Genomic DNA, 23,587 nt, shown 5'->3' with positions numbered 1-23,587 from the left:
CCCCTACCCGCCGAGATCCGCCTGCGCCGCGATCACCTGCGTCGAGAGATCGGCGGTGAGGGCGCCGGTCTCCAGGTGATCGTCCGCGAGGCCGAAGGTGTGCTCCACGTGCCAGCTCACCCAGACCTCCTCGCCCAGGCTCGCCGCGGGACCCGCCTCGACGTTCTGCGAGAACACCTCCACGGAGCCGACGCCCGGCAACTCGACCGTGTACTCCGTGCTCACCCCGATGAAGGACACATCGGTGATGCGCCCCGGACCCAGCACATTGCGCTCGGCGGTGCCCACGGGCGCCTCCCGGTGCAGGCGCAGCTTCTCGGGCCGCACGCCGACCGTGATCGAGCCGCCGTCCCGCTCGCTGCGCGCCCGCGGCAGGCTGATCCGCGTCCCCGCGAGATCGGCGTGGATCATCCGATCCGAGCCGCCGGTCACCTGCACCGGGAACAGATTCGACTTCCCCAGGAAGTTCGCCACGAACACCGTCTTCGGCAGCTCGTAGAGCTCCTCCGGGGCGCCCATCTGCTCGATCCGGCCCTTGTTCATCACCGCCACCGTGTCGGCCATCGTCATGGCCTCCTCCTGGTCATGGGTGACGTGCAGGAAGGTCAGCCCGACCTCCTGCTGGATCTGCTTGAGCTCGTGCTGCATCTGCCGCCGCAGCTTCAGGTCGAGCGCGCCGAGCGGCTCGTCCAGGAGCAGCAGCGCCGGCCGGTTGACGACCGCACGGGCCAGCGCCACGCGCTGCTGCTGACCGCCCGAGAGCTGCGCCGGCTTGCGATCGGAAACGTGGTCCAGCTCCACGAGGCGGAGCGCCTCGTGCGCCTTCCCCACGGGATCGCCGATCCTGCGCCGCCGCAGGCCGAAGGCCACGTTCTCGAGCACCGACATGTGCGGGAAGAGCGCGTACGACTGGAACACCGTGTTGACCGGACGCTTGTGCGGCTTCCGCGAGGTCACGTCCGTGCCGCCGATCAGGATCCGGCCCGCGGTCGGATCCTCCAGGCCGGCCACCATCCGCAGCGTCGTCGTCTTGCCGCATCCGGAGGGGCCGAGCAACGCGAAGAACGAGCCTGCCGGAATGCGCAGGTCGAGCTCCTCGACCGCAGTGAAACCCGGATACCGCTTCTGCACTCCCGCGAGCTCGAGATCCGCACCCGCCTCCGCGAAGGAGTTCTGTGCCTCTGCGCCCATCTACAGCCCCATCACCTTCTGGAACATCTCCGAGTAGCGGTTGTCCTCCTCGGCGGTGAGCGTGCGGAACGCGTGCAAGTGTTGCCAGTCGGTCTCGCTCGGGAAGATGGCCGGATTGTCCACGTTGTCGGGGTTCACCTGCTCCATCGCCTCCTGCGCCCCCTGCACCGGCGTGACGTACTGCACGTAGTCGGCGACCTGCGCGGCGATGTCGGGCTGGTAGTAGAAGTTGATGAGCTCCTCGACGAGCTTCTTCTGCTCGGCGCTCGTGCCGTTGGGCACCGTGAAGGAGTCGGAGGCGATCATGCCGCCCGACTCGGGGAACTCGACCGTCCACTGATCGTCCTGCTCGGCGTTCAGCATCACCACGTCGCCGGTCCAGACGAAGGCGGCGAGCGTCGCCCCGGTCTCCAGATCCTGCGTGTAGCTGTTCCCCTTGACCTGCGTGATCTGCCCGCTCTGGATCGCGTCGTCCAGCCAGGCGATCGCCTCGTCGTACTCCTTGTCGCCCCACTTCCCCGAGGGGTCGTAGCCGAGACCGGAGAGGATCAGCCCCATGGTGTCGCGCATCTCGGTGAGCACGCCCACCTTGCCCTTGAGCTCGGGGGCGAGGAAGTCGTCGAGGGTCTTCAGGCCGTTCGGCACCGCCTCCTTGTTCCACGCCCAGCCCGTCGTCGGCATCTGCCACGGGATCGTGTACTTGCGGCCCGGATCCACGTCGAGCGCGTCGCGCTGAGCCGGGATCAGGTTCGCCTCCACATTCGGCAGATTGGCGTAGTCGAACTCCTGCACCTGCTCGGCGAGCACGAGCCTGCCGTTCATCCAGTCGGTGAAGGTCACCGTGTCGTAGCCCGTGTCCTGCCCGAGCTGCAGCGCGTCCTTGATCTTCCCGAAGAAGGTGTTGTTGTCGTCGATGTCTTCCAGGTAGTCGACCGCGATCCCGGTCTCCTTGCTGAACTGCTCCAGCGAGGGCCAGGTGCCGCTCGCCTCGTCGAAGTCCATGTAGTAGGTCCAGTTCGCCCAGGTCACGGTGCCGGCCTCCCCGCCGCCACCGCCGCCGCCCGTCCCGCAGGAGGCCAGGCTCAGGGCACCGGCTCCGGCGGCGCCGACGGCGGCACCCCTGAGAAGCTGGCGGCGACTGAGCTGGGCGCCGCGGATCATGCTGACGATGCTGCGGACGATCGGATCTTCGGGCTGGCGTGGCATGAGGTATCTCCTTCGGTACTCACTGCTCGATACCCGGCCCGCGCACGGCGACGGCGCCGGTTCGATGACACGAACTATGACACAACTCGAAAGAGACACCAAACCCTCACACGCGCCGTCACGATTTCTTCATGAAACAGTTATGAAAACGGGTGTTCGCTACGAAAACTACTGTGGAATTCGGCACAGTGCGCGGTATCCGGCAGTTCGCCCGCCGGGACCCCGGCACTGGCGCCGGCTCCGGGGTATACAGCGCTGTATTTCTCTGAATCGAATCCGTATATCTACGGATTCCTTTGCTTTTTCTGCTCTTCACTGCAACAATCAGTGGCGTGAGCAGCAAACGCACGTCTCCGGCGCTCGACTCCACGTCGAAGGCGATCATCGAGCAACTCCAGCGCGATGGCCGCCGTTCGTACGCGGAGATCGGCAAGGCGGTCGGCCTCAGCGAGGCCGCCGTGCGCCAGCGGGTGCAGAAGCTCACGGATGCCGGGGTCATGCAGATCGTTGCCGTGACCGACCCGATGCGACTCGGCTTCAGCCGACAAGCGATGCTCGGCATCCGCGTTTCCGGCGACACGCGGGTCGTCGCCGATCGTCTCGCAGAGATGCCGGAGACCAGCTACGTCGTCCTCAGCGCCGGCTCCTTCGACATCCTCGTCGAGGTCGTCTGCGAGGACGATGACGGGCTGATCGAGCTGCTCAACGAGAAGATCCGCGGAATCGACGGAGTGGCCTCTACCGAGACCTTCGTCTACCTCCAACTCACCAAACAGAAATATGACTGGGGAACACGATAACCATGTCTTTTGATCCCACCGCAGCGGTCGACACCGCCGCCCTGCAGGCCTCGGCCAAACGCCACATGTGGCCGCACTTCACCAACCGGAAGGTGCTGAACGACGGCATCCCCGTCATCACGCGTGCCGAGGGCCACCACATCTACGATGCGGCCGGCAAGCAGTACATCGACGGCCTGGCCGGCCTGTTCGTCGTGAACGCGGGCCACGGCCGCCAGCGCATCGTCGAGGCCGCCGCGAAGCAGATGCAGCAGCTCGACTTCATGCCGCTGTGGTCCTACGCCCACCCGGCCGCGATCGAGCTCTCCGAGCGGCTCTCCTCCTACGCGCCCGGCCAGATGAACAAGGTGTTCTTCACCACCGGCGGAGGCGAGGCCGTGGAGTCGGCGTTCAAGCTCGCCAAGCACTTCTGGAAGATCCAGGGCAAGCCGATGAAGCACAAGGTCATCTCGCGCTCCGTCGCCTACCACGGCACCCCCCAGGGCGCCCTGGCGATCACCGGCATCCCCGACATGAAGAAGTTCTACGAGCCGCTCACCCCGGGCGGCCACCGTGTGCCGAACACGAACTTCTACCGCGCCGAGGAGATGGGCGCCCCCTCGAACGATCTCGAGGCCTTCGGCCAGTGGGCCGCGAACCGCATCGAGGAAGCCATCCTCTTCGAGGGCCCCGACACCGTCGCCGCCGTCTTCCTCGAGCCGGTCCAGAACTCGGGCGGCTGCTTCCCGCCGCCCCCCGGCTACTTCAAGCGCGTGCGCGAGATCTGCGATCAGTACGACGTCCTGCTCGTCTCGGATGAGGTCATCTGCGCCTACGGCCGCGTCGGCGACTTCTTCGCCTCGAAGGCCCTCGGCTACGAGCCCGACATCATCACCTCGGCGAAGGGCATCACCTCGGGCTACGTGCCCCTGGGCGCCATGATCGTCTCGGACAAGGTCTCCGAGCCGTTCAACTCGACCGAGAACACCTTCTACCACGGCTTCACCTTCGCGGGTCACCCCGCGGCGGCGGCTGCGGCCCTCGCGAACCTCGACATCTTCGAGGAGGAGAACCTCAACGGCCGCGTTCGCGAGAACAGCCCGCTGTTCCGCGCCGAGCTGGAGAAGCTGCTCGACATCGACATCGTCGGCGACGTCCGCGGCGAGGGCTACTTCTTCGGCATCGAGCTGGTGAAGGACAAGGCCACGAAGGAGACCTTCAACGAGGAGGAGTCGGATCGGCTCCTGCGCGACTACCTGTCGCCCGCGCTGTGGGACGCCGGCCTGTACTGCCGCGCCGACGACCGTGGGGACCCCGTCATCCAGCTCGCTCCCCCGCTGACCATCGGTCCGGCGGAGTTCGCGGAGATCGGCGGCATCCTGCGCAGCGTGCTCAAGGACGCCTCCTCGAAGATCTGAGTCTTCGAGACCGCCGCGTGTGGCCCGTCCTGCTTCGGCAGGGCGGGCCACACCCGTCTCTCCTGCCCCTTGCCCCATTCGGCCCCGTCCGTCCGCCCCCGGATGCCCCTTCTCGGTCGAGCCCGCCCATTTCCGCTGAGTCCGCACGGTTCTGCGGCCCTGAAACGTGCGGACTCAGCGGAAACGTGCGGACTCAGCGACGTGGGCAGAACGGCGCAGCCCGGGGATCGGCACGCCGAAGGCGCGGAGCCGCGCGGCCAGGGCCTCGGGCGTCCGGGCCTCCTGAAACCCCCAGCGCACGACGCGCTTTCCCGTCACGCCCCGGATCCAGTCCTCCCGCGCCTTCTCCGCGAGCACCACCTCACGAGCTTCGCGACCAGCGAGCAAGCCCTCGTCCGTGTACTTGTAACGACCGTCGACCTCGCCGAAGACCCCGAGCCCGACGAGCTCGAAATCCACGCGATAGGCACCCCCTGAGGGCGAGGGGACCTCCACCTGGCTCTCCACCTCGTAGCCGAGCCGGTGCAGCTGCAACCGGCTCAGACTCTCCGCGACGGAGTCGGAGCGCGGGTCCGCGATCCCCAGCAGTTGCCGCGCCTGCCCCACCCCGCGCTGGCCGCGCAGTCGCCCGAGTTGTTCTCCGAGCTCCCCGGCCCAGGCTTCCCCGCCCGCCCCGTTTTCTGCCGAGGCGAAACGGAGTCCGGCATCGAGAATGGGGAGAGCCTGCTCAGTGGATGCGAACCTGGCGACGTCGAGCAGCGTGCGCTGCAGCGTCGTGCACAGGAGCCCACCGCGCTCCACGATCTCCTCGGGTGCGTGCGCTCCCAGGTGCCGCCGCACAGTGGCGCTGCTGTCACCCGTGCGCCGGCCCCGAGCGAGGACGTCGACCCGTCCGTAGCCGACGCCATAGAGCGGCAGACCCCAGAGGGCGGCCGCCGTGACCCTGCAGAAGAGCGGAGGCCGCCTCCGCGCGTGATGATCCGCCGCAATCGCAACCGCCAGGTGACGGTCTTCCCGGCTCAGGCTCGTCCACGCCTCGGCTCCGGCATATGCGCCGGCAGCGACGCGGACGAGCGAGCCGTCGCGCAGCTCGCTTCGGAGCTTGTTCTCGGTCATGCCGCGCAGGAGGGCGGCGCGGAAGGCGATCGTCTCACGCAGGCGGTGTATTCGTTCGTCGGAGTTCATGACGACAGGCTGGCATCCCGCGGCTCCCCCGGTTTCGATACGCGGCATGATGTGCACAACTCGTGTGGCTCCCGAGCAATTCGCGCCCTCCGGGCGAAGCACGAATCCCCCGCCGGCTCCCCTCGCCCGCCTCGCCCACCTCGCCGCCCCTGCCCTGCCTCGCCCAGCTCGCCCGCCCTGTGCGGCACGCCCTAGGGTCCGTGAGTCCACGCATTTCCGCTGAGTCCGCACGCTTCATTTGTGTTGTTTTTTGTACCGACGGGCGCCCCCACCGCGACCCACCCGCCTGCATGCCGTCGGCGGCTTCGGATGTGTATAAGGGACGGGTCGAGGACGGTGCCGAGGAGCGGATTGCGCGCCCTGGCGTCGATCCAGTGCCGGCCCGTCACCTCGTCGAATCCCTGAGCCAGATCGGCCTCGACGCCGAGAAGCCGAGGGAGCGGGATCCGGATCCGTCCCTCCCGGCCGAGACGCAGCCGAGCCGCAAGCGAGCGCATGCGGAAACCGCCCTCGGGGCTCGCCTCGCAGCGCAGCAGCAGCTCCACCCGGCCTCGCTCTCCGAGCCGGTTGCGCAGCGTGCCCGGCCGCGGCCCCGGCGTGAGGAGATCGCTGAAGACCTCCGTTCCACCGGGAAAGCGCAGCGAACGCGTGGCGCGCAACGCCGGCTCCCCGCCTGCTCCGCCGTCTCCGGCCCCGAAGCGGTTCGTCAGCACGAACGACACGTTCCGGCCTCGCCGCGCGATGAGCGCTCCCGGGCCGAGCAGCGGGCGGGCGAGCCGCAGCAGCGGCGCCCACGGGCTCCCGACCGCCTCGAACACCCCCACGATCCGCTGTGCACCCGCGGTGTCGGCCCCCGCACCCGCCGCATAGGCCAGCACCTCGGGGTGCAGCGACGCGGTGCCGCGCTCCCCCAGCGCCCCCAGGAACACCGATCCGCTCCCGCTCACTCGCGCAGCTCCTCCCGGTAGGGCTTCACCGTCTCGGGGACCGGCACTCCCGAGAGATACTCGCAGCTGAAGACACCGCGATATCCGAACAGCCTCCCCACGAAGCGATTGCGCACTTCGAGATCGATGACGAAGCATCCGCGGTCCTCGTCGTAGTGCTCGTGCAGCTCCGCGAACCCGCTCAGGAGCATGGGGAAGCGAAAGCCGATCAGACCCTCGTAGAAGCGCTGCGCTCCCGATCGCAGGCGCAGTCCACCGCCCGGGGTGACCGACAGTTCCAGGTCGACCGCGAGGTGCTGGTGGGTGCCGAGATAGTCGACCACCCGGCCACGCCGCTCGCTGTACACCATCGTCGCGTCGAATCTGCGTCGCCGCCCCCGGCTCACCCGCATCGTGCGGACGAAGCTCACCGTCTCGCGGCCGAAGCCGTCGAGGTAGGCGTAGTTCTCGATCGTGAACGGGACGTTGCGGCCGCGCTCCGGGAACATGATGTTGCGGAGCGCTCCGAAGGCGAGGAACAACGACACCCAGCGCGGACCACTGCGAATCTCCTCCATGACGCCGCGACCCACGCAGGCGTAGCCCGCGGCGATACCCACGCCGAACCGCCTCTGCATCTCGGGGTGCAGTCGCGCGAAGTCGTCACCGAGCGCCCGGCGAAAGACCCCCTCCCCCTGCATCCCGCTCACCTCAGGCGCCCCAGGGTGGCGGGAGCCGAGTCCATGACCTCGCCGCCGCGGCCGGGCGGCCGCGTCAGGCACCGCCGGGCTCGTGGCCGGGGATGTCGCCCCGGCAGCAGCGTCCGCCACCACCCGAGCCGTTCCGGAGGCGTGCCCGTCTCGATCCAGATCCGGAGACGATCAAAGCTCAGCGCCGTGAGCCAGCGGATGACCGGCCGGGTGATCACGGGGTCCAGCAGCCGGCCGATCACCCCCCAGCCCGGCGTGTAGTCATAGCCCGTGAGGAAGCGCACACCGCCGTCAACCGGCAGGTAGCGCCAGTACCCGCGTCCCCGTGCGATCGGCGAGAGCCGGCTCTGAGCGGAGAACACGAGCGCAGAGGTGCGTCCTCCATTCGCAGCGCGGCGCTCACCCAGGGACACACCGGTTCCCCGGATCGTTCCGACGGGGAGCCGAAGCTCGTATCGGAACTCCTGTGCCCCGTCCTCGCGCGCCAGCGTGGGCACGATCTGAGTGAAGCGCGCATCCCAGCGCACATGCTGGGCAGGATCCTGCGTCAGCTCCCAGACGCGCGACATTGGTGCAGCGATCAGGCACTCAATATACAGCGGGGCGCTTCCGCGGGGCGAGTCTCCTCGGCGTTCCGGCATGTTCCGACCCTATCGTCACGACGACGAGCGGGTGCGTCCGCTGCTCCGCATCCTGCGATCCTCCTCGCCGTCGGACCGCGGGTGGTGCGGGATCGCCCGGACACGCCCTATGCTTCGCTCATGAGCATCAATGATCCCGCCCCAGGGGCGCACGACGGCCCCGAGTTCCCCCGCTACGCCCCGCCGCAGCCCGAGCCCGGGCCGGCGCAGCCGCAGCCCGGGCCGGCGCAGCAGTGGGCGGCGCCGCCACCAGGCGCTGCACCGCACTACACCGCTCCCCTGCCCGGGGGCGCGGCACCGCAGTACCTCCCGGCTCCGCAGTACGCGGCGCAGCAGTACGCCTCGGCGCAACCGCAGTACGCGCCGGGAGCCCCAGCGTTCGCGACGGGAACGGCACGCGCAGCGGGCGGCCCTCTCAACGTCCTCGGCCTCGTCGCGCTGATCCTCACCGCGACCACCGCGGTGGTGTGGACCAGCGTCCTGCCGGCCATCAACCGTGAGCTCTTCCGCCAGGCCACGATCTCCTTCGAGCCCGGTCAGCTCTTCTGGGCGCAGTGGCTGGACCTCATCGTGGGCGGCCTCCTGTACCTCGTCGCGCTCGGCCTCGCGCTCGGCGGCACGCTCACCCGCAGCCGGCCCCGGGGCCGGGTCCTCGCGCACATCGCCCTCGGGGGTGCGGCGGTGGGCCTTGCGACGACGGTCATCACGACGCTCGCGAACGCCCTCGCCTACGGTCCCGGCTTCTTCTGAGGCCGCGGGATCGGGCCGCACAGGCAACGCAGAGGCCCCCGTCACCGACCGGGTGACGGGGGCCTCGCAGCGTGAATCCGGCGATCACCGGACCCTGGGCGGCACCTTAGCGGCGCAGGCCCAGGCGCTCGATGAGCGAGCGGTAGCGGGTGATGTCGACGTCCTGGAGGTAGCCCAGGAGGCGGCGACGCTGGCCGACGAGCAGCAGCAGACCGCGGCGCGAGTGGTGATCGTGCTTGTGGGTCTTGAGGTGCTCGGTCAGATCCTTGATCCGCTGGGTGAGCATGGCAACCTGCACCTCGGGGGAACCGGTGTCACCGGGCTTGGTCGCGTACTCTTCGATGATCGCCTTCTTGACGTCTGCTTCCAGTGCCATAGGGATCCCCTCTCTCTTGCTGCGCGGCGCCTTCAGCGGGATGCTGGGGCTCTCTTTATCCGCGGCCGTTCTGACGGCAACCTGTGCATCTTAGCACCCTTGCCGGCCGGCGCGCGCCGGAGGCGCTGCACGCGGGTGGGACGGACGGCGGGCGGGGCGGGCGAGCCGGGACGCCTGCGCCGGGCGGGCGAAACGAGACCGTCACACACATGTGATGGGGGCGAAACTGCGGCGAGACGGCGGGGTAACAGCCCCGGCGCACACTGGCCACACGACAGCGATCTCGGCCGGCCCGAGAGAAAGGCGGCAGGATATGGAACTCACCACAGGAGACGTGTGGACGCTCGCGAGCACCGCACTCGTCCTCATCATGACCCCGGGCCTCGCGCTGTTCTACGGCGGCCTGGTGCGCGTGCGCTCCGTCGTCAACATGATGCTCTTCAGCGTCAGCGCGATGGGCGTCGTCGGCGTGCTCTGGATCCTCTTCGGCTACAGCATGAACTATTTCGCCGAGGGCGAGAGCGGCTTCGCCGGCAGTCCCTTCAAGGACTTCGGCCTGCTGAACACGCTGCCCGAGGACTACATCGGCGTCGGCTTCGGGGCCGTCTTCGCGATGATCACCACCGCGCTCATCTCGGGGGCGATCGCCGACCGCGTCGGCCTCGGCTCGTGGGTGCTGTTCTCGGGCGTGTGGGCCACCCTCGTCTACTTCCCCGTCGCGGCATGGGTGTGGGGCGGCGGCTGGATCCAGAACCTGGGCGCGACGCTGGGCACCCCCGATGTCATCGACCTGGCCGGCGGCACCGTGATCCATATCAACGCGGGCGCCGCGGCGCTGGCGCTCGCGATCGTCGCGGGCAAGCGGATCGGCTTCGGGCCGGGATCGCACCAGCCGCACAGCGTGCCGCTCGTGACGATCGGCGCTGCGCTGCTGTGGTTCGGCTGGATCGGCTTCAACTCGGGCCTCGCGACCGAGGCGGGCGAGGCCGGACTGATCCTCGTGAACACGCTGGGGGCGCCGGCGGCCGGAATCGTCGGCTGGATCCTCGTCGACGTGCTGCGGGGGAAGAAGCCGGGTGTGGTGGGCGCCGCCTCGGGCGCGGTCGCCGGCCTGGTGGCGATCACCCCCTCGGCGCTGAACCTCGCGCCGATGTGGGCGCTGCTGCTCGGCCTCATCGCCGGCATCGCCTGCGCCTTCGCAATCGAGCTGAAGTACCGCTTCGGCTACGACGACTCGCTCGATGTGGTGGGCCTGCACCTGGTCGCCGGCGTGATCGGCTCGATCTACCTCGGCTTCTTCGCCTTCGACGACGGTCTCTTCACGGGCGGCGACGCCGGCCTGCTGCTCGTGCAGACGATCTCGGTGCTCGCGGTGGCGGTCTACTCCTTCGTGGCCTCGCTGATCATCGCGCTGGGCGTGAAGCTGGTCACCGGCCTGCGGGTGCCGCAGACGGTCGAGGAGGCCGGCATCGACTTCGCGGCGCACGGCGAGAACGCCTACGCGATCGATCCGACGGAGCCGGTCGGAGCCCGCTGACGGCTCCGCGTCTCCCTCCCGCACCCGAACGGGGGTCCGCCGCGCGGTGGGCCCCCGTTTCCGCCTGCGTGCGACAGGGGGTCCTGGCCGCCTCCGGCTCCGTGCGGGCTGGGGCACGGAGCCGGGGACGGGTCGGGGACGGGCGGCGGCAGGCTCGGTCTCGCCGCCCGGCGTGCCCTAGGCTCGGAAGCATGACTGCGCCGAACGCCCACGACCCCGAGTCCCTCGCCCGCCTCGCCGCCGGGGTGGCCACGCGCGCCGGTGAGCTGATCGTCCGGATGCGGGATCGCGGCGTTACGGTGGCCGCGAGCAAGTCGAGCGCGATCGACGTGGTCACTGAGGCAGATCGCGCGGCCGAGCGCCGGATCGTCGACGAGCTGCTCGCGGCACGGCCCGAGGACGGCGTGCTCGGTGAGGAGGGGGCCGGCGTGGCGGGCACGAGCGGGATCACCTGGGGGATCGACCCGATCGACGGCACCACGAACTACCTCTACGACATTCCCGCCTTCGCGGTGAGCATTGCCGCGACCGTCCCGGGCGACGCCTACGCGGACCGACGGCGCGCGGTCGCCGCCGCGGTGTGCAACCCGCGGACGGGCGAGTTGTTCGAGGCGTGGGAGGGCGGCGGCGCCCGACTCGGCGGCACGCGGCTGCGCTTCGCCGGGCGCGCGGAGCTCGGCGCGCTGCTGGTCGGCACCGGCTTCGGCTATACGGAGGAGCGCCGGCGGGAGCAGGCCGAGGCCGCTGCACGACTGATTCCGCACGTGCGCGACATCCGCCGCATCGGCTCGGCCGCCCTCGATCTCTGCAACCTCGCGGCGGGGCGCCTCGACGCCTACTACGAGCGCGGACTGCAGCCGTGGGACTACGCCGCGGGCGCGCTCATCGCGACGGAGGCCGGGGCGGCGATCATCGGCCGTGACGAGGCGACGCCTCCCGGCGAGCCGTACCTCTTCGCGGGCGACGCAGCCGTGGTGGACGAGCTGCGCTCCGTCGTGCTCGGCGGCTGACGCCCGCGCACGCAGCCGTCCGGGTCCGGGTGGGGCGGCGCGGACCGGCGCTCACCCTCCCTCGGCGGCCTTCCACTCCGCCGCGCGGGCGGTGATCGCGTCGGCCAGGCGCTGCAGCGCCGCGGGGTCGCCGGAACGGCCGACCGCGAGACCCAGCAGGAAGGTGCTGAGCGGGGCCGCGGGGCGCGCGACGTCGTGCGCCACATCGCGCGCGACGTCGAGCACGGTGCCGATGGGCACCTCTGCGGCGTCGAGCTGCAGGGTCTCGGCGGCGGCGGCGAGCCACGCGTCCAGGGCCTGTGGCGGCAGATGCTTCGGGGTGTCGTTCATGCGTGCTCCTCTGAGTCGGCGGGGATACTGACGTTCGCTGCGGCGGCGGTCGGCGGGCCGCTGCCGGGCGGGCCGCTGCCGGGCGGAGCGGCGCCGGGCGGCGAGGCGCCCGGCAGCGGGGCGGGCTCGGCAGCCCGGGCACGGGCCAGGTCCTCCGGCGCGTCGATGTCGTCGCTCGCGGAGGGAGGCGCCTCGACCTCGCGCAGCCGCAGCTCGCCGAAGACGAGGCGCAGAGGCGCGTGCTCCGGACCACCGCGCAGGCGGCGCAGCCCCTCGCGCAGCGCCGCGGTGCGGTAGAGCCCCGCGAGCCACTGTGCCCGGCCGTTCTCGTCGCGCAGCAGGATCCCGTCGCCCATCTCCGCCTCCCCCGGCTTCCCGAGGACGGCGGCCTCGGCGAGCAGCGCGGCGCAGACCCGCTCCGGGTGGACGAGGTCGCAGCTGAGCAGCAGCAGCCAGTCTGCGCGGACGCTCGGCAGCGCGGCGGCGAGCGCGGCGAGCGGTCCGGTGAAGGGCGGATCCTCGCGCACCAGCAGCGCCCCGGGGACGCGAGCCGAATCCGGCCCCGCCACCACCGCGAGCTCCGCGCCGGCAGCCCGAGCCGCGCCGACCGCTCGGTCCACCAGCCGCTCGCCGCCCAGCTCGATCCCGGCCTTGTCGACGCCGCCCAGCCGACTCCCGCGGCCTCCCGCCAGCACCACCGTGTCTAGGGTGTGTTGCCAAACCCCGCGCGCGCTGCGGCGCGGCTCCGCACCCATCACGCACCCACCAGGATCACCGGCACGTCCTCGCCGGAGGCTACATCGCCGCGCTCGGCCTCGACGAGGGCGTAGCCGTTCGCGCCGCCGTGCCCGCCGACCGCGTGCGAGACCCCGCGCAGATTCACGGCGGGCACGCACAGCAGTCCGTCGCCTCCCTGGCTCACCACGACCGGAAGCACCTGCAAGCGCCCCGGCGCCCCGCGCCACCCCTCGGCCGCTCGCGCGCTCAGGCGCAGGCGGCCGGTGTCGCTGCGTCCCTGCATGGCGAGCAGGGCGGGACGCACGAACAGCTCGAAGGAGACCGCGGCGCTCACGGGGTTGCCGGGCAGCGCGAAGAGGAAGGCACCGCCGGCGAGCCGCCCCGCGCACTGCAGCTGGCCGGGCCGCATCGCGACCCGCACGGCGCGCACCCCGGGCTCCTGCTCGGCCGCGATCCGCACCACGTCGTGGGTGCCGGGCCCCACTCCCCCGGTGGTCACCACGGCGTCGCAGCGCTCGCCGAGCTCCCGCAGCGTGCCCGCCAGGCTCACCGCGTCGTCCGCGCTGCGCCGCACCTCGACGGCGTCGATGCCCAGCTCACGCAGCAGCCCCGCGATGAGCAGCGAGTTGGACTCGGGAATCTGCCCGCGTCGCAGGGCCTCACCCGGACCGCGCAGCTCCGAGCCGGTGGCGAGCACCACGACCCGGGGCCGCTCGCGCACGCGCAGCCGCTCGACCCCGGCGGCGGCGAGCGCGGCGAGGCGCGCGGCGGGGAGCGGCGATCCGGCCGCCGCGATCCTGCCGCCCGCCGGGGTGTCCTCGCCGCGGCGGCGCACATTCGCCCCGGGCCCCACCGCCCGGAGCACTCGCACGGCGCCGTCGGACCAGGCGCCGGCGTCCCATCCGCTGCCGCGCCGCCCCTGCGTCGCCTCGACGGGCACCACCGCATCGGCGTCGCCGGGGAGCGGGGCGCCGGTCATGATCCGCACCGCCTCGCCGGGGGCGATCGCGGGGTCCTCCGCGCTGCCGGCCGGCACCTCCCCCGTCAGCCGCAGCTCGACGGGAGTCTCCGCCGAGGCACCGGCGACGTCGGCCGCGCGCAGCGCGTAGCCGTCCATTGCGGAGTTGTCCCAGAGCGGGATCGCATTGCGGGCGCGCACCTCCTCGGCGAGCGTGCGCCCGTGCGCTTCGGCGAGCGGCAGCGACCGCACCGGCAGCGGCTCGAGCGCGCCGAGGATCCACGCGCGGTGCGCCTCGACCGTGGTGCTCACGCGAGCGCCTCCCTCCGTTGCGACTTCACGAACTCGTGCCCCCAGTCTGCCCTGAACCACCGGCACTCGGCCACGGCGCCCCGCCCCGCGCGCCGACCTTGCCCGCGCCGCCGTTCGGTGCTATCCAGGGAGCATGTCACGCATCGCAGCCCGCCGCCGGGTGACGCGCCTCACCGCAGGCGGCGCACGAACCGAGCGGGCGGACTACCTCGCCGTCGAGGAGCCGCTCGAGATCCGCGTCTTCGGCCGCTCGCTGGCGGTGACGATGCGCACCCCCGGCAACGACGTCGACCTCGCCGCGGGCTTCCTCGTCTCGGAGGGCGTGATCCACCGCGAGGGCGATCTGGCGGCCGCCATCCACTGCTCCAGCGACGGGGAGCCCAACACCTACAACGTGCTCGACGTCGGCCTCGCACCCGGCGTCGCCCCGCCCGATCCGAGCCTGCAGCGCAACTTCACGACGACGAGCGCGTGCGGCCTGTGCGGCAAGGCCAGCATCGAGGCGGTGCACACCGCGAGCCGCTTCACCGTCGCGGAGGACCCGCTGACGGTCGACGCGACCGCGCTGACCGCGTTCCCCGAGACGCTGCGCGCGGGGCAGGCCACCTTCGAGCGCACGGGCGGCCTGCACGCCGCCGCGCTCTTCGACGGGCGCAGCGGCGAGATGCTGGTGCTGCGGGAGGACGTCGGCCGCCACAACGCGGTCGACAAGGTGATCGGCTGGGCGCTGCGCGACGGCCGGCTGCCCGGGCGCGGTCTGGTGCTCATGGTGTCCGGCCGCGCGAGCTTCGAGCTGACCCAGAAGGCGCTGATGGCGGGGATCCCGATGCTCGCGGCCGTCTCCGCGCCGTCCTCGCTGGCGGCCGAACTCGCGGAGGATGCCGGGCTCACCCTGGTGGGATTCCTGCGCGGACCCTCGATGGTGGTCTACAGTAGGGCGGACCGGATCGTCGACCTGGGCACCGACGATCACCCGGCAGATCCTGCAGACGCAGCAGACGCACCCGCGGACGCGGCAGACGCAGACACAGCAGAGGCATCAGACGCAGCGCACGCGCGGGAGCGTGCGCCCGAGTTTCAGAAGGCGGTTCGCCCATGACACCCCAGGCCCCGAAGGAAGACTTCTCCGACGCCGAGATCGAGGTCACCGAGCCCAAGCGCTACGCGGCGGGCCTCGGCGGCGTGTTCCACTCGATGGAGCCCGCGATCACGCAGATGGGCCTGGGCCGCACCGCCCGGCTCATGACGAAGATCAACCACAAGGACGGCTTCGACTGCATGAGCTGCGCGTGGCCCGATCCCGATCACCGCAAGATCGCGGAGTTCTGCGAGAACGGCGGCAAGGCGGTCACCTGGGAGGCGACGCCGCTGAAGATCGAGCGCTCCTTCTGGAGGGAGCACTCGCTGAGCTCGCTGGAAGACAAGACCGAGTACTGGCTCGGGATGCAGGGCCGCCTCATCGAGCCGGTGTACAAGCCGAAGGGCGCCGACCACTACGAGCCGATCTCCTGGGACGCCGCCTACGCGAAGATCGCCGAGCACCTGAACGCGCTCGACAGCCCCGACGAGGCCGCCTTCTACACGAGCGGCCGCGCCTCCAACGAGGCGGCGTTCCTCTACCAGCTCTTCGCCCGCGTGCTCGGCACGAACAACCTGCCCGACTGCTCGAACATGTGCCACGAGTCGACGGGGACGGCGATGCTGCACACCGTCGGCATCGGCAAGTCGACGATCCGGTACAACGACTTCCTCGAGTCGGACCTCATCATCATCATGGGCCAGAACCCGGGCACCAACCACCCGCGCATGCTCACGGCGCTGCAGGAGGCGAAGGAGAACGGGGCGAAGATCGTCGCCATCAATCCGCTGCCCGAGGCGGGCCTCATCGGCTACAAGGATCCGCAGCGCGTGCGCGGATACCTGGGCAAGCCGACGCAGATCGCGGACCAGTTCATCCAGATCCGCTCCGGCGGGGACATGGCGCTGCTGCAGGCCGTGTCCAAGCGGGTGCTGGAGGCCGAGGCGAAGGCGCCGGGGACGGTCCTCGACCACGACTTCATCGAGCGGCACTGCGACGGCTTCGGGGCCTTCGCCGAGCACATCGCGCGGCTCGACGAGCGCGAGGTGGCGCGGGCCACCGGCGTGCCCGAGGCGGAGATCGAGGAGCTCGCGAACCGCTACCTCGGCGCGCAGAAGGTGATCGTCTGCTGGGCGATGGGGATCACCCAGCACCGCAAGGGCGTCGACACGATCCGCGAGATCATCAACCTGCTGCTGCTGCGCGGCAACATCGGCAAGCCCGGCGCCGGCGCCTCCCCCATCCGCGGCCACAGCAATGTGCAGGGCGACCGCACGATGGGCGTGTGGGAGCAGATGCCCGACTCCTTCCTCGACGCGCTCGGCAAGGAGTTCAACTTCGAGCCGCCCCGCCATCACGGGGTCGACGCGGTGCACGGGATCCGCGCGCTCGACGAGGGCCGGATCAAGGTGTGGATGGGGCTCGGCGGCAATCTGCTCGGCGCGATCTCGGACACGAACCTCGCGGAGTCGGCGATGCGGAAGACCCGCCTCAGCGTGCAGCTCTCGACGAAGCTCAACCGCTCGCACGTGATCACCGGCGAGGAGGCGCTGATCCTGCCCGTGCTCGGCCGCACCGAGGTCGACATGCAGGAGACCGGGCCGCAGTACGTCACCGTGGAGGACTCGGTGTGCGCGGTGCACGCCTCGCACGGGCAGATCCCGCCCCTGTCGGATCAGATGCGCTCGGAGACGGCGATCATCGCGGGCCTCGGGCACGCGACCTTCGGCGACCGGCACGGCATCGACTGGCTGGGGATGGGCCGCGACTACGACGTGATCCGCGACCACATCTCGCGCGTGGTCCCCGGCTGCGAGAACTACAACGAGAAGACGCGACGCAAGGACGGCTTCGTGCTGCCGAACGGGCCGCGGGACGAGCGCCGCTTCGACACCGAGACCGGCAAGGCCCGGATCACCGTGAACGAACTGGAGCACGTGGAGTGCCCGCCCGGGCGCCTGCTGCTGCAGACGGTGCGCTCGCACGACCAGTTCAACACGACGATCTACAGCCTCAACGACCGCTACCGGGGCATCAAGAAGGGGCGCTACGTCATCTTCGTGAACCCCGACGACCTGGCCGAGCTGGGCCTGGCCGACGGGCAGACGGTCGACATCTTCTCGGAGTGGAAGGACGAGCCGGATCGCGTGCTGCGCGGCTTCCGCGTGGTCGCCTTCCCCACGGCCCGCGGCTGCGCGGCGGCGTACTTCCCGGAGGCGAACGTGCTGGTGCCGCTCGACAGCACCGCGCTCGAGAGCAACACCCCCGTGTCGAAGGCCGTGGTCATCCGGCTGGAGCCCTCCCGGGAGCCGGCGGGCGTGGGGCGCCCCGCGGTCGTCTGAGCCCCGGCCGGCCGCGGAGGGGGTGCGGGCCGCGGCCGGCGGCCGGCCCGCACCCCTTCCGCGCTGCCGCTACCGGTTCGCCGCGGAGGGCGCGCCGATGCCCGGGTCGATCCGGTGCGGGCCGTCCGCCGAAGGCCGCACGTCGAAGTCGAAGATCTCGACGGGCAGGTAGACGGTCGAGCAGGAGTTCGGGATGTCGACGACGCCCGAGAGGCGCCCCTCGATCGGTGCGGCGCCCAACAGCAGATAGGCCTGCTCGGGGCTGTAGCCGAACTTGGTGAGGTACTCGATCGCGTGCAGGCAGGCCCGCTGGTATGAGAGGTGCGAGTCGAGGTACCTCTGCTCGCCGTCGAGCGTCACCGAGGTGCCCGAGAACGCGAGCCAGTGGCTGTACTGGGGCTCGACATTGCCGGGCATGAAGATGGCGTTCTCGCTGACGCCGTATACTTCCATCCCGTTCTTGATGATGTCGACGCGCAGATCGATGAAGCCGCCCATCTCGATGGCCCCGCAGAAGGTGATCTCGCCGTCGCCCTGCGAGAAGTGCAGATCGCCGACCGAGAGGTTCGCGCCGTCCACGAACACCGGGTAGAAGACGCGGGAGCCCTTCGTGAAGTTCTTGATGTCCTGGTTGCCGCCATTCTCCCGGGGCGGGGCGGTGCGCGCGGCCTCGGATCCGACCCGCGCCCACTGATCGCGCGGCAGCCCGCCGAGGATCGCGTGCTCCGCCTCCGGCGGCAGCGCGAGCGGCGGCACGCGCTCCGGATCGGTGGCGATGAGCGCGCCCTCGCGATTGTTCCAGGTGGCGAGCAGATCGGCGGACGGCGCGGTGCCCATCAGCCCCGGGTGCGTGATCCCGGTGAAGGACACCCCGGGCACGTGGCGCGAGGTGGCCGTCTGCCCGGAGAAGTCCCACACCGCCTTGTAGGCGTCGGGGAACTGCTCGGTGAGGAAACCGCCGCCGTTGCCCCGCGAGAAGATGCCGGTGTAGCCCCATCCCTGGCCGGCGAGCGGCCCCGAGTCCTCCTGCGGGATCGGGCCCACGTCGAGGATGTCGACGACGAGCAGGTCGCCCGGCTTCGCCCCCTCGACGCGGAAGGGGCCGCTGAGGGTGTGGACCGTCAGCAGCGGGGCGTTGAGGATGTCCTCGGCGGAGTCGTCGTTCTTGATCGCGCCGTCGAACCACTCGCGGCAGTCGACGCGGAAGCTGTCGCCGGGCTTGACCGTCGCGACCGGCGGGATCTCGGGGTGCCAGCGGTTGTGGCCGAGCTTCTCCTGCTCGGTGAACTTCTTCGAGGAGTCGAGCTTGAAAAGGTGTTCGGGCATCGGTGTCTCTCCTGTCTTCGGGATCGGCTGCCTCGCCGGTCCGTCTTCTTCGGGGCTTCGGTGGATCAGGGCCGCGGCAGCTTCGCGTGCAGCGGATGGGAGGTCACCCGCTGCGCCCGGCCGGGAGCGCGGGCGGGCAGACGGTCCACCACGGCCGGCTCGTGGGCGCTGCGGGCGGAGTGCTCGATGAGCCCGTAGGCCGAGGATCCGGCGGCCGAGAGGTGGGGCGCGGTGATCGCGCGCCGTGCCGGAGCGCCGCAGCGGCGGCAATCGGTCTCACGGGGCACCTCGGACATGGCGTAGAGGGCGTCGAAGCGGCACCCCTCGGAGCACTGGAACGCGTAACTGGGCACTGCGCGGCCTTTCTCTCGGGACTGGGCGGGGGGGTGTGCGCCGGGGCGAATCCGGCGGTATCGGACGATCAGCTCGGCGCCGGATCCTGCCGGGACGCCGCCGCGGGAACGGCGGGAGCCGCGGGAGCCGGATCGGCCACGGGGGCAGGACCCGCCGTGACTGCGGGGGCGACGGGAGCCGCGGGAGCCGGGTCGGCGGACGCGGCAACGGCGCCGGTCCCCCGCGTGCGCACCGCGCCGGGCCTGCCGAGCACCCACGAGATCCCGAACAGCGCGATCCCGGCCACCGCGGCGACGATCCCCTCGATCGCGCCGGTGACGTAGCTCCCCGTGAGCAGGAGCATCGCCGGGACCGCGCCCGTGAAGATCCCGAGCAGCAGCGTGAACCAGCCGGTGAGCCGGGTGAGGGCCTCCCGTCCGAGCGCGAGCACCAGGAAGAACAGGAACCACAGCACGGCCCAGGAGAACCAGATCACCCCGAACACGGGGTCGGCGAAGATGCTGAATTGCAGGGAGCCGTAGACGACGGCGCAGCCCGCGACGAACAGCGAGAACCAGCCCAGGCCCTCGCCGCCGGCGCCGGTGAGCTCGTTCCACGCGACGTAGAGGTAGGTGAAGCCGAAGAGGTAGAGCCCGGAGGCGGCGAGCACCGTCGCCGGATCGCCGCCGGAGCCGAGGATGATGAGGGTGGGGAAGATCACCTGCATCCCGCCGACGAACAGGTTCATGGCGGCCGCGGCCTTTCCCGGCACGAGGCCCAGCAGCATGAGGCCGTTGATGAACAGCACCGCGCCGACGTACAGCAACCCCACACTGCTCATCACTCCCCCGCCCTCGCGTCACTGCGCTGGATCTGCCGGGGTGACCCTGAGCACTCCCCGTTCGTGCGGTGCCGAGCCGACTCGGTCAGGTACTCGGGACGCTAGTGGACCGCCTCGGCTTCGTCAACGCACCGCCTCGATTTCGCCGCAGATGCGGATATAGAGTGAGTCTCATGACGCATTATCGGATCAGTGAGGCCGCGGCGCTCATCGGAGTCAGCGACGACACCGTGCGCCGCTGGGTGGCGGACGGTCACCTGGAGAGCTCCCTCGACTCCGCCGGCCGGCAGGTGGTCTCCGGGCGCTCGCTCGCGGCGCGCGCCGTCGCGATCGCGCCGGCGGGCCACGGCGAATCGGGCGTGAAGCGCAGCGCGCGCAACCGCTTCACCGGGCTGGTCACCGCCGTCGAGATCTCGGGACTGGTCGCGCAGCTCGAGCTGCAGTGCGGACCCCATCGCGTCGTGTCGCTGATGACCTCTGAGGCGGCGCGCGAGCTGCGGCTCGAGGTCGGCTCGCGGGCGACGGCCGTGGTGAAGGCCACGACCGTGATCGTGGAGACCGAGGAGCGGTGAGCGGCCCGCGCTCCGATGCGCGCCCGCGCCGCGCCCTCGCCGCGTTCGCGCTCGCGGCCACGGCGGCTCTGCTGCCTGCTTGCGCGGGGCAGGCCGGGAGCGCGACGGAGGCGGGCGGAGCGGCAGGATCGGCCGCTGATGCCGGTGCGGTGCGCGGCGAACTGTCCGTCTCGGCCGCTGCCTCGCTGCAGCCCGTCTTCGAGCCGCTCGCGGCGGAGTTCACGCGGCAGCACCCCGGGGTCTCCTTCGCGCAGACCTTCGACGGCTCCTCCGTGCTCGCCGCGCAGATCGTCGGCGGCGCCCCCGCCGACGTCTTCGCCTCCGCAGACGAGGCGAACATGCGGACGGTGGTCGAGGCCGGGCTCGCCGCCGGTGAACCGCTCGCCTTCGCCACGAGCGAGCTGGTGATCGCGGTCGCGCCCGGAAACCCGCTCGGCATCGAGACGCTCGCGGATCTCACCGCGGCGGGCGCGAACGGCAGCAGCCCGGTCGTGGTCGTCTGCGCCGCCGAGGTGCCCTGCGGCGCCGCCGCGCGCACCCTGCTCGAGCGAGACGGGGTCGCGCTGCGGCCCGCGAGCGAGGAGCAGAACGTGACCGCCGTGCTCACCCGCGTGCGCAGCGGCGAGGCCGACGCCGGGCTCGTCTACGCCTCCGACGTGGTGCGGGCCGACGGCGAGGTCGAGGGGATCCCCATCCCGGGCTCCGAGGCGGCCGCCGGGAGCTACCTGATCGTGCCGCTCACCGGATCGGACGCCCCCGAGGCGGCTCGGGCCTTCGCGGAGTTCACGCGCTCCGAGGAGGCCCGGCGCCTCCTCGACGAGCTCGGATTCGGGGCGGCGTGAGCCGCGCGGGGATCGCGGGTGCGGCGCTGCCGCGCGCCGTCCTGCTGCCCGCCGCCCTCGCCGCGACCCTGCTCCTGCTGCCGCTCGCGGCACTGCTGCTCCGCGTCGACTGGGCGCTCGTACCGACCACGCTCGCCTCGCCCGAGGCGCTCAGCGCGCTCGGGCTGTCGCTCGGCACGGCCGCCGTGGCGACGCTGCTGTGCCTGCTGCTCGGGGTGCCGCTCGCGCTCGTCATCTCGCGCGCGAGCGGTGCGCTCGCCACCGTGCTGCGCGCGCTCACCACGCTGCCGCTCGTGCTGCCGCCGCTCGTCGGGGGCCTCGCGCTGCTCTCCCTGCTCGGGCGCGGCGGCCTGCTCGGCGACGCGCTCGCCGGGCTCGGCGTGCGCGTGCCCTTCACCACGGCGGCCGTGATCATCGCGCAGACCTTCGTCTCGCTGCCGTTCCTCGTGATCGCGGTGGAGGGGGCGCTGCGCGGACTCGACGGCGCCTACGAACGCACCGCAGAGAGCCTGGGCGCGGGGCCGTGGACGGTGCTCCGGCGGGTGACGCTGCCGCTGCTCGCGCCGAGCCTCGCCGCCGGCACGATCCTGTGCTTCACGCGCGCGCTCGGCGAGTTCGGCGCGACCGCGCTCTTCGCGGGCAACAGCCCGGGCACCACGCGCACCGTCCCGCTCGCGATCTACACGGCGTTCAACGGGGCGGGGGTGAGCCAGGACACGGCGCTCGCGCTCTCGCTGCTGCTCGTGCTGCTCGCGGTCGCGGCCCTGCTGTGCCTGCGATCCCGCTCGCCGCAGGCGGCGGCATCGTGAGCGGGCGGATCGTGAGGCGGGACGCCGGCGGGGCCGGAAGCAGGAGCGCGGCCCGAAGCGGGGACCGGAGCGGGGCTGAGGGCCGGAACGGCGCAGGGGGCGGGCAGCCGGGCCAGCCGGGCCTCGACTTCGAACTGCGCGTGCGACGCGGCGGCTTCGCGCTGCGCGCGGCCGCGGCGGTGCGCCCCGGCGAGGTGCTCGGGATCATCGGCGCCAACGGCTCGGGCAAGTCGACGCTGCTCGGCGCGATCTCGGGCACGCACCGGATCGAGGCCGGCCGGGTGGTCCTCGACGGGCGCCCGCTCGTCTCCCGCGCAACGGGCGTCCGAGGCGTCGAGGTGGCGCGGTCCGGACGGCGCATCGCGCTGCTCGATCAGCGATCCCGGCTCTTCCCCCACCTCGGCGCGCGCGCCAACATCGCCTTCGGCCCGCGTGCTCAGGGCGTCCCGCGCCGCGAGGCGGACGCGGTCGCAGAGGAGTGGCTCGGCCGGATCGGCCTCGCCGGCCGCGGCGGCGCACGGGAGCCGCAGCTCTCGGGCGGACAGCAGCAGCGCGTTGCGATCGCCCGGGCCCTCGCGGCGGGACCCCGAGCGCTCCTCCTCGACGAGCCCTTCGCCGCGCTCGACGTGACGAGCCGGGCGGAGCTGCGGTCCCTCGTCGCGCAGGAGCTGCGACGGCTCGGGATCCCTGGCGTCATCGTCACCCACGACCCCACCGATCTGCTCGCGCTCGCCGACCGCGTGCTCGTGCTCGAAGCCGGTGAGGCCGCTCAGCTCGGCACGGTCGCGGAGGTGCTCGACGCACCCGCCACCCCCTTCGCCGCCGAGCTCACCGGCCGCGTGCTGCTCGCCGGGACCGCCACCGGGGCCGGCACGCTGCGACCCGCTGCCGCCCCGCTCGACGAGCTGCGCGGCGTCGGGGAGTTGCCCGCTCCGGGAGAACCGGCCGTCGCGAGCTATCCGCCGGGCGAACTGCGGATCGCGCCGCTCGCCCCGCAGTCCGGCGCCGTCCCCAAAAGCCGCGATCGGGGATCAGCCGGGGTTTGGTGGGTCGGGGAAGGGGAAAAAGAGAAAGCCCCCACCCCGGCCCCCGCCCTCGAGGCCGCGGCAAACAGGGAGGCGGGGGGGGGCAACCCGCGCACCAACGCCTGGACGGGCACGATCGGCGCCGTCTCCGCCGAGGCCGCCGGCCTGCGCGTCGACTGCGCCGAGTGGCCCGGGGCATGGGCGCGCCTGCCGCTCTCGGGTGCGCCTCCCGCCTGGATCGCGCCGGGAACGCGCGTGCGCTTCGCGCTCGATCCGGCCGTGGTGCGCTTCGCCGCGCCCGGAGGCTGAGCCGAGCCCGCTCCACGGTCGCGGTGTTAGGGTCGGGTGGGGA

Annotated in this window: 24 protein-coding genes; 11 read left to right on the top strand and 13 right to left on the bottom strand. The window is 71.7% G+C overall.

Annotation, left to right across the window (positions count from 1 at the left end):
- Positions 1 to 3 precede the first annotated feature (3 nt).
- Together B4915_RS07285 and B4915_RS07280 are read right to left on the bottom strand one after the other, a co-directional pair.
- Entirely contained in the window at positions 4 to 1,191 is a 1,188-nt protein-coding gene (locus B4915_RS07285; RefSeq protein WP_105805162.1) for an ABC transporter ATP-binding protein, read from the bottom strand.
- Complete coding sequence (locus B4915_RS07280) at positions 1,192 to 2,397, bottom strand: polyamine ABC transporter substrate-binding protein (RefSeq protein ID WP_105805161.1); 1,206 nt, start codon at positions 2,395 to 2,397, stop codon at positions 1,192 to 1,194. It lies immediately after the preceding gene.
- A 332-nt stretch (positions 2,398 to 2,729) separates the two neighbouring features.
- Between B4915_RS07280 and B4915_RS07275 the strand changes: the two genes are divergently transcribed.
- Positions 2,730 to 3,197, top strand: coding sequence for an Lrp/AsnC family transcriptional regulator (locus B4915_RS07275; RefSeq protein ID WP_105805160.1), 468 nt, complete (start codon positions 2,730 to 2,732; stop codon positions 3,195 to 3,197).
- 2 nt (positions 3,198 to 3,199) lie between these two features.
- Entirely contained in the window at positions 3,200 to 4,594 is a 1,395-nt protein-coding gene (locus B4915_RS07270; RefSeq protein ID WP_105805159.1) for an aspartate aminotransferase family protein, read from the top strand.
- Between the two features lie 174 nt (positions 4,595 to 4,768).
- On the opposite strand, the gene B4915_RS07265 is transcribed toward B4915_RS07270, so the two are convergent.
- The 4 genes from B4915_RS07265 to B4915_RS07250 all read right to left on the bottom strand — a co-directional run bounded on the left by B4915_RS07265 (position 4,769) and on the right by B4915_RS07250 (position 7,984).
- Complete coding sequence (locus tag B4915_RS07265; RefSeq protein WP_105805158.1) at positions 4,769 to 5,779, bottom strand: hypothetical protein; 1,011 nt, start codon at positions 5,777 to 5,779, stop codon at positions 4,769 to 4,771.
- A gap of 191 nt (positions 5,780 to 5,970) precedes the next feature.
- Complete coding sequence (locus B4915_RS07260; protein WP_181158488.1) at positions 5,971 to 6,726, bottom strand: DUF4166 domain-containing protein; 756 nt, start codon at positions 6,724 to 6,726, stop codon at positions 5,971 to 5,973.
- Positions 6,723 to 7,406 (bottom strand): DUF4166 domain-containing protein, encoded by a 684-nt coding sequence (locus B4915_RS07255; protein WP_105805156.1) that lies wholly within the window; start codon positions 7,404 to 7,406, stop codon positions 6,723 to 6,725. Before B4915_RS07255 ends, B4915_RS07260 begins: the two co-directional genes overlap by 4 nt.
- A 5-nt stretch (positions 7,407 to 7,411) precedes the next feature.
- Entirely contained in the window at positions 7,412 to 7,984 is a 573-nt protein-coding gene (locus B4915_RS07250) for a hypothetical protein (RefSeq protein ID WP_105805155.1), read from the bottom strand.
- Positions 7,985 to 8,176: 192 nt separating this feature from the next.
- Between B4915_RS07250 and B4915_RS07245 the strand changes: the two genes are divergently transcribed.
- Complete coding sequence (locus B4915_RS07245) at positions 8,177 to 8,806, top strand: hypothetical protein (RefSeq protein ID WP_105805154.1); 630 nt, start codon at positions 8,177 to 8,179, stop codon at positions 8,804 to 8,806.
- 106 nt (positions 8,807 to 8,912) lie between these two features.
- On the opposite strand, the gene rpsO is transcribed toward B4915_RS07245, so the two are convergent.
- Positions 8,913 to 9,182 (bottom strand): 30S ribosomal protein S15, encoded by a 270-nt coding sequence (gene rpsO / locus B4915_RS07240; RefSeq protein ID WP_105805153.1) that lies wholly within the window; start codon positions 9,180 to 9,182, stop codon positions 8,913 to 8,915.
- Positions 9,183 to 9,495: 313 nt separating this feature from the next.
- Between rpsO and B4915_RS07235 the strand changes: the two genes are divergently transcribed.
- Positions 9,496 to 10,719, top strand: a complete 1,224-nt coding sequence (locus tag B4915_RS07235) for an ammonium transporter (protein ID WP_105805152.1) — start codon at positions 9,496 to 9,498, stop codon at positions 10,717 to 10,719.
- Between the two features lie 191 nt (positions 10,720 to 10,910).
- A complete protein-coding gene (locus B4915_RS07230; RefSeq protein WP_105805151.1) occupies positions 10,911 to 11,729 on the top strand; it encodes an inositol monophosphatase family protein in 819 nt (272 codons plus the stop codon).
- Positions 11,730 to 11,780: 51 nt separating this feature from the next.
- Here the strand turns inward: B4915_RS07230 and B4915_RS07225 are convergent, their stop codons facing one another.
- The 3 genes from B4915_RS07225 to B4915_RS07215 are packed head-to-tail and all read right to left on the bottom strand — an operon-like array spanning position 11,781 to position 14,067.
- Entirely contained in the window at positions 11,781 to 12,059 is a 279-nt protein-coding gene (locus tag B4915_RS07225) for a DUF6457 domain-containing protein (protein ID WP_181158487.1), read from the bottom strand.
- Positions 12,056 to 12,757: a molybdenum cofactor guanylyltransferase gene (gene mobA, locus B4915_RS07220; protein WP_181158486.1), complete on the bottom strand. Its 702-nt coding sequence runs from the start codon at positions 12,755 to 12,757 to the stop codon at positions 12,056 to 12,058. Before mobA ends, B4915_RS07225 begins: the two co-directional genes overlap by 4 nt.
- Positions 12,758 to 12,813: 56 nt before the next feature.
- Complete coding sequence (locus B4915_RS07215) at positions 12,814 to 14,067, bottom strand: molybdopterin molybdotransferase MoeA (RefSeq protein WP_105805149.1); 1,254 nt, start codon at positions 14,065 to 14,067, stop codon at positions 12,814 to 12,816.
- Between the two features lie 133 nt (positions 14,068 to 14,200).
- Between B4915_RS07215 and fdhD the strand changes: the two genes are divergently transcribed.
- Both fdhD and B4915_RS07205 read left to right on the top strand, forming a co-directional pair.
- Entirely contained in the window at positions 14,201 to 15,166 is a 966-nt protein-coding gene (gene fdhD, locus B4915_RS07210) for a formate dehydrogenase accessory sulfurtransferase FdhD (RefSeq protein WP_105805148.1), read from the top strand.
- Positions 15,163 to 17,487, top strand: a complete 2,325-nt coding sequence (locus B4915_RS07205) for an FdhF/YdeP family oxidoreductase (RefSeq protein WP_105805147.1) — start codon at positions 15,163 to 15,165, stop codon at positions 17,485 to 17,487. Before fdhD ends, B4915_RS07205 begins: the two co-directional genes overlap by 4 nt.
- 69 nt (positions 17,488 to 17,556) lie before the next feature.
- On the opposite strand, the gene fmdA is transcribed toward B4915_RS07205, so the two are convergent.
- From fmdA to B4915_RS07190, 3 genes are all read right to left on the bottom strand, one after another.
- Complete coding sequence (gene fmdA, locus B4915_RS07200; protein ID WP_105805146.1) at positions 17,557 to 18,813, bottom strand: formamidase; 1,257 nt, start codon at positions 18,811 to 18,813, stop codon at positions 17,557 to 17,559.
- A 65-nt stretch (positions 18,814 to 18,878) separates the two neighbouring features.
- Positions 18,879 to 19,166 (bottom strand): FmdB family zinc ribbon protein, encoded by a 288-nt coding sequence (locus tag B4915_RS07195; RefSeq protein ID WP_105805145.1) that lies wholly within the window; start codon positions 19,164 to 19,166, stop codon positions 18,879 to 18,881.
- Between the two features lie 68 nt (positions 19,167 to 19,234).
- Entirely contained in the window at positions 19,235 to 19,987 is a 753-nt protein-coding gene (locus tag B4915_RS07190) for an AmiS/UreI family transporter (RefSeq protein WP_219845095.1), read from the bottom strand.
- 173 nt (positions 19,988 to 20,160) lie between these two features.
- Here B4915_RS07190 and B4915_RS07185 point away from each other — a divergent pair, with 173 nt between their 5' ends.
- The 4 genes from B4915_RS07185 to B4915_RS07170 are packed head-to-tail and all read left to right on the top strand — an operon-like array spanning position 20,161 to position 23,544.
- The gene (locus B4915_RS07185) at positions 20,161 to 20,559 is read left to right on the top strand and encodes a TOBE domain-containing protein (protein ID WP_105805144.1); all 399 of its coding nucleotides are present in this window, start codon (positions 20,161 to 20,163) and stop codon (positions 20,557 to 20,559) included.
- Positions 20,556 to 21,401: a molybdate ABC transporter substrate-binding protein gene (modA, locus tag B4915_RS07180; RefSeq protein WP_105805143.1), complete on the top strand. Its 846-nt coding sequence runs from the start codon at positions 20,556 to 20,558 to the stop codon at positions 21,399 to 21,401. The genes B4915_RS07185 and modA overlap by 4 nt, the downstream gene beginning before the upstream one ends.
- Complete coding sequence (locus tag B4915_RS07175) at positions 21,398 to 22,210, top strand: ABC transporter permease (RefSeq protein WP_245907397.1); 813 nt, start codon at positions 21,398 to 21,400, stop codon at positions 22,208 to 22,210. The genes modA and B4915_RS07175 overlap by 4 nt, the downstream gene beginning before the upstream one ends.
- The gene (locus B4915_RS07170) at positions 22,171 to 23,544 is read left to right on the top strand and encodes a sulfate/molybdate ABC transporter ATP-binding protein (protein ID WP_105805142.1); all 1,374 of its coding nucleotides are present in this window, start codon (positions 22,171 to 22,173) and stop codon (positions 23,542 to 23,544) included. The genes B4915_RS07175 and B4915_RS07170 overlap by 40 nt, the downstream gene beginning before the upstream one ends.
- Positions 23,545 to 23,587 lie beyond the last annotated feature (43 nt).

It is taken from the genome of Leucobacter massiliensis (genome assembly GCF_002982315.1).
GTDB lineage: Bacteria > Actinomycetota > Actinomycetes > Actinomycetales > Microbacteriaceae > Leucobacter > Leucobacter massiliensis.
The sequence above is the reverse complement of the archived record's forward strand: the minus strand, read 5'-3'. Positions and strand labels throughout refer to the sequence as shown.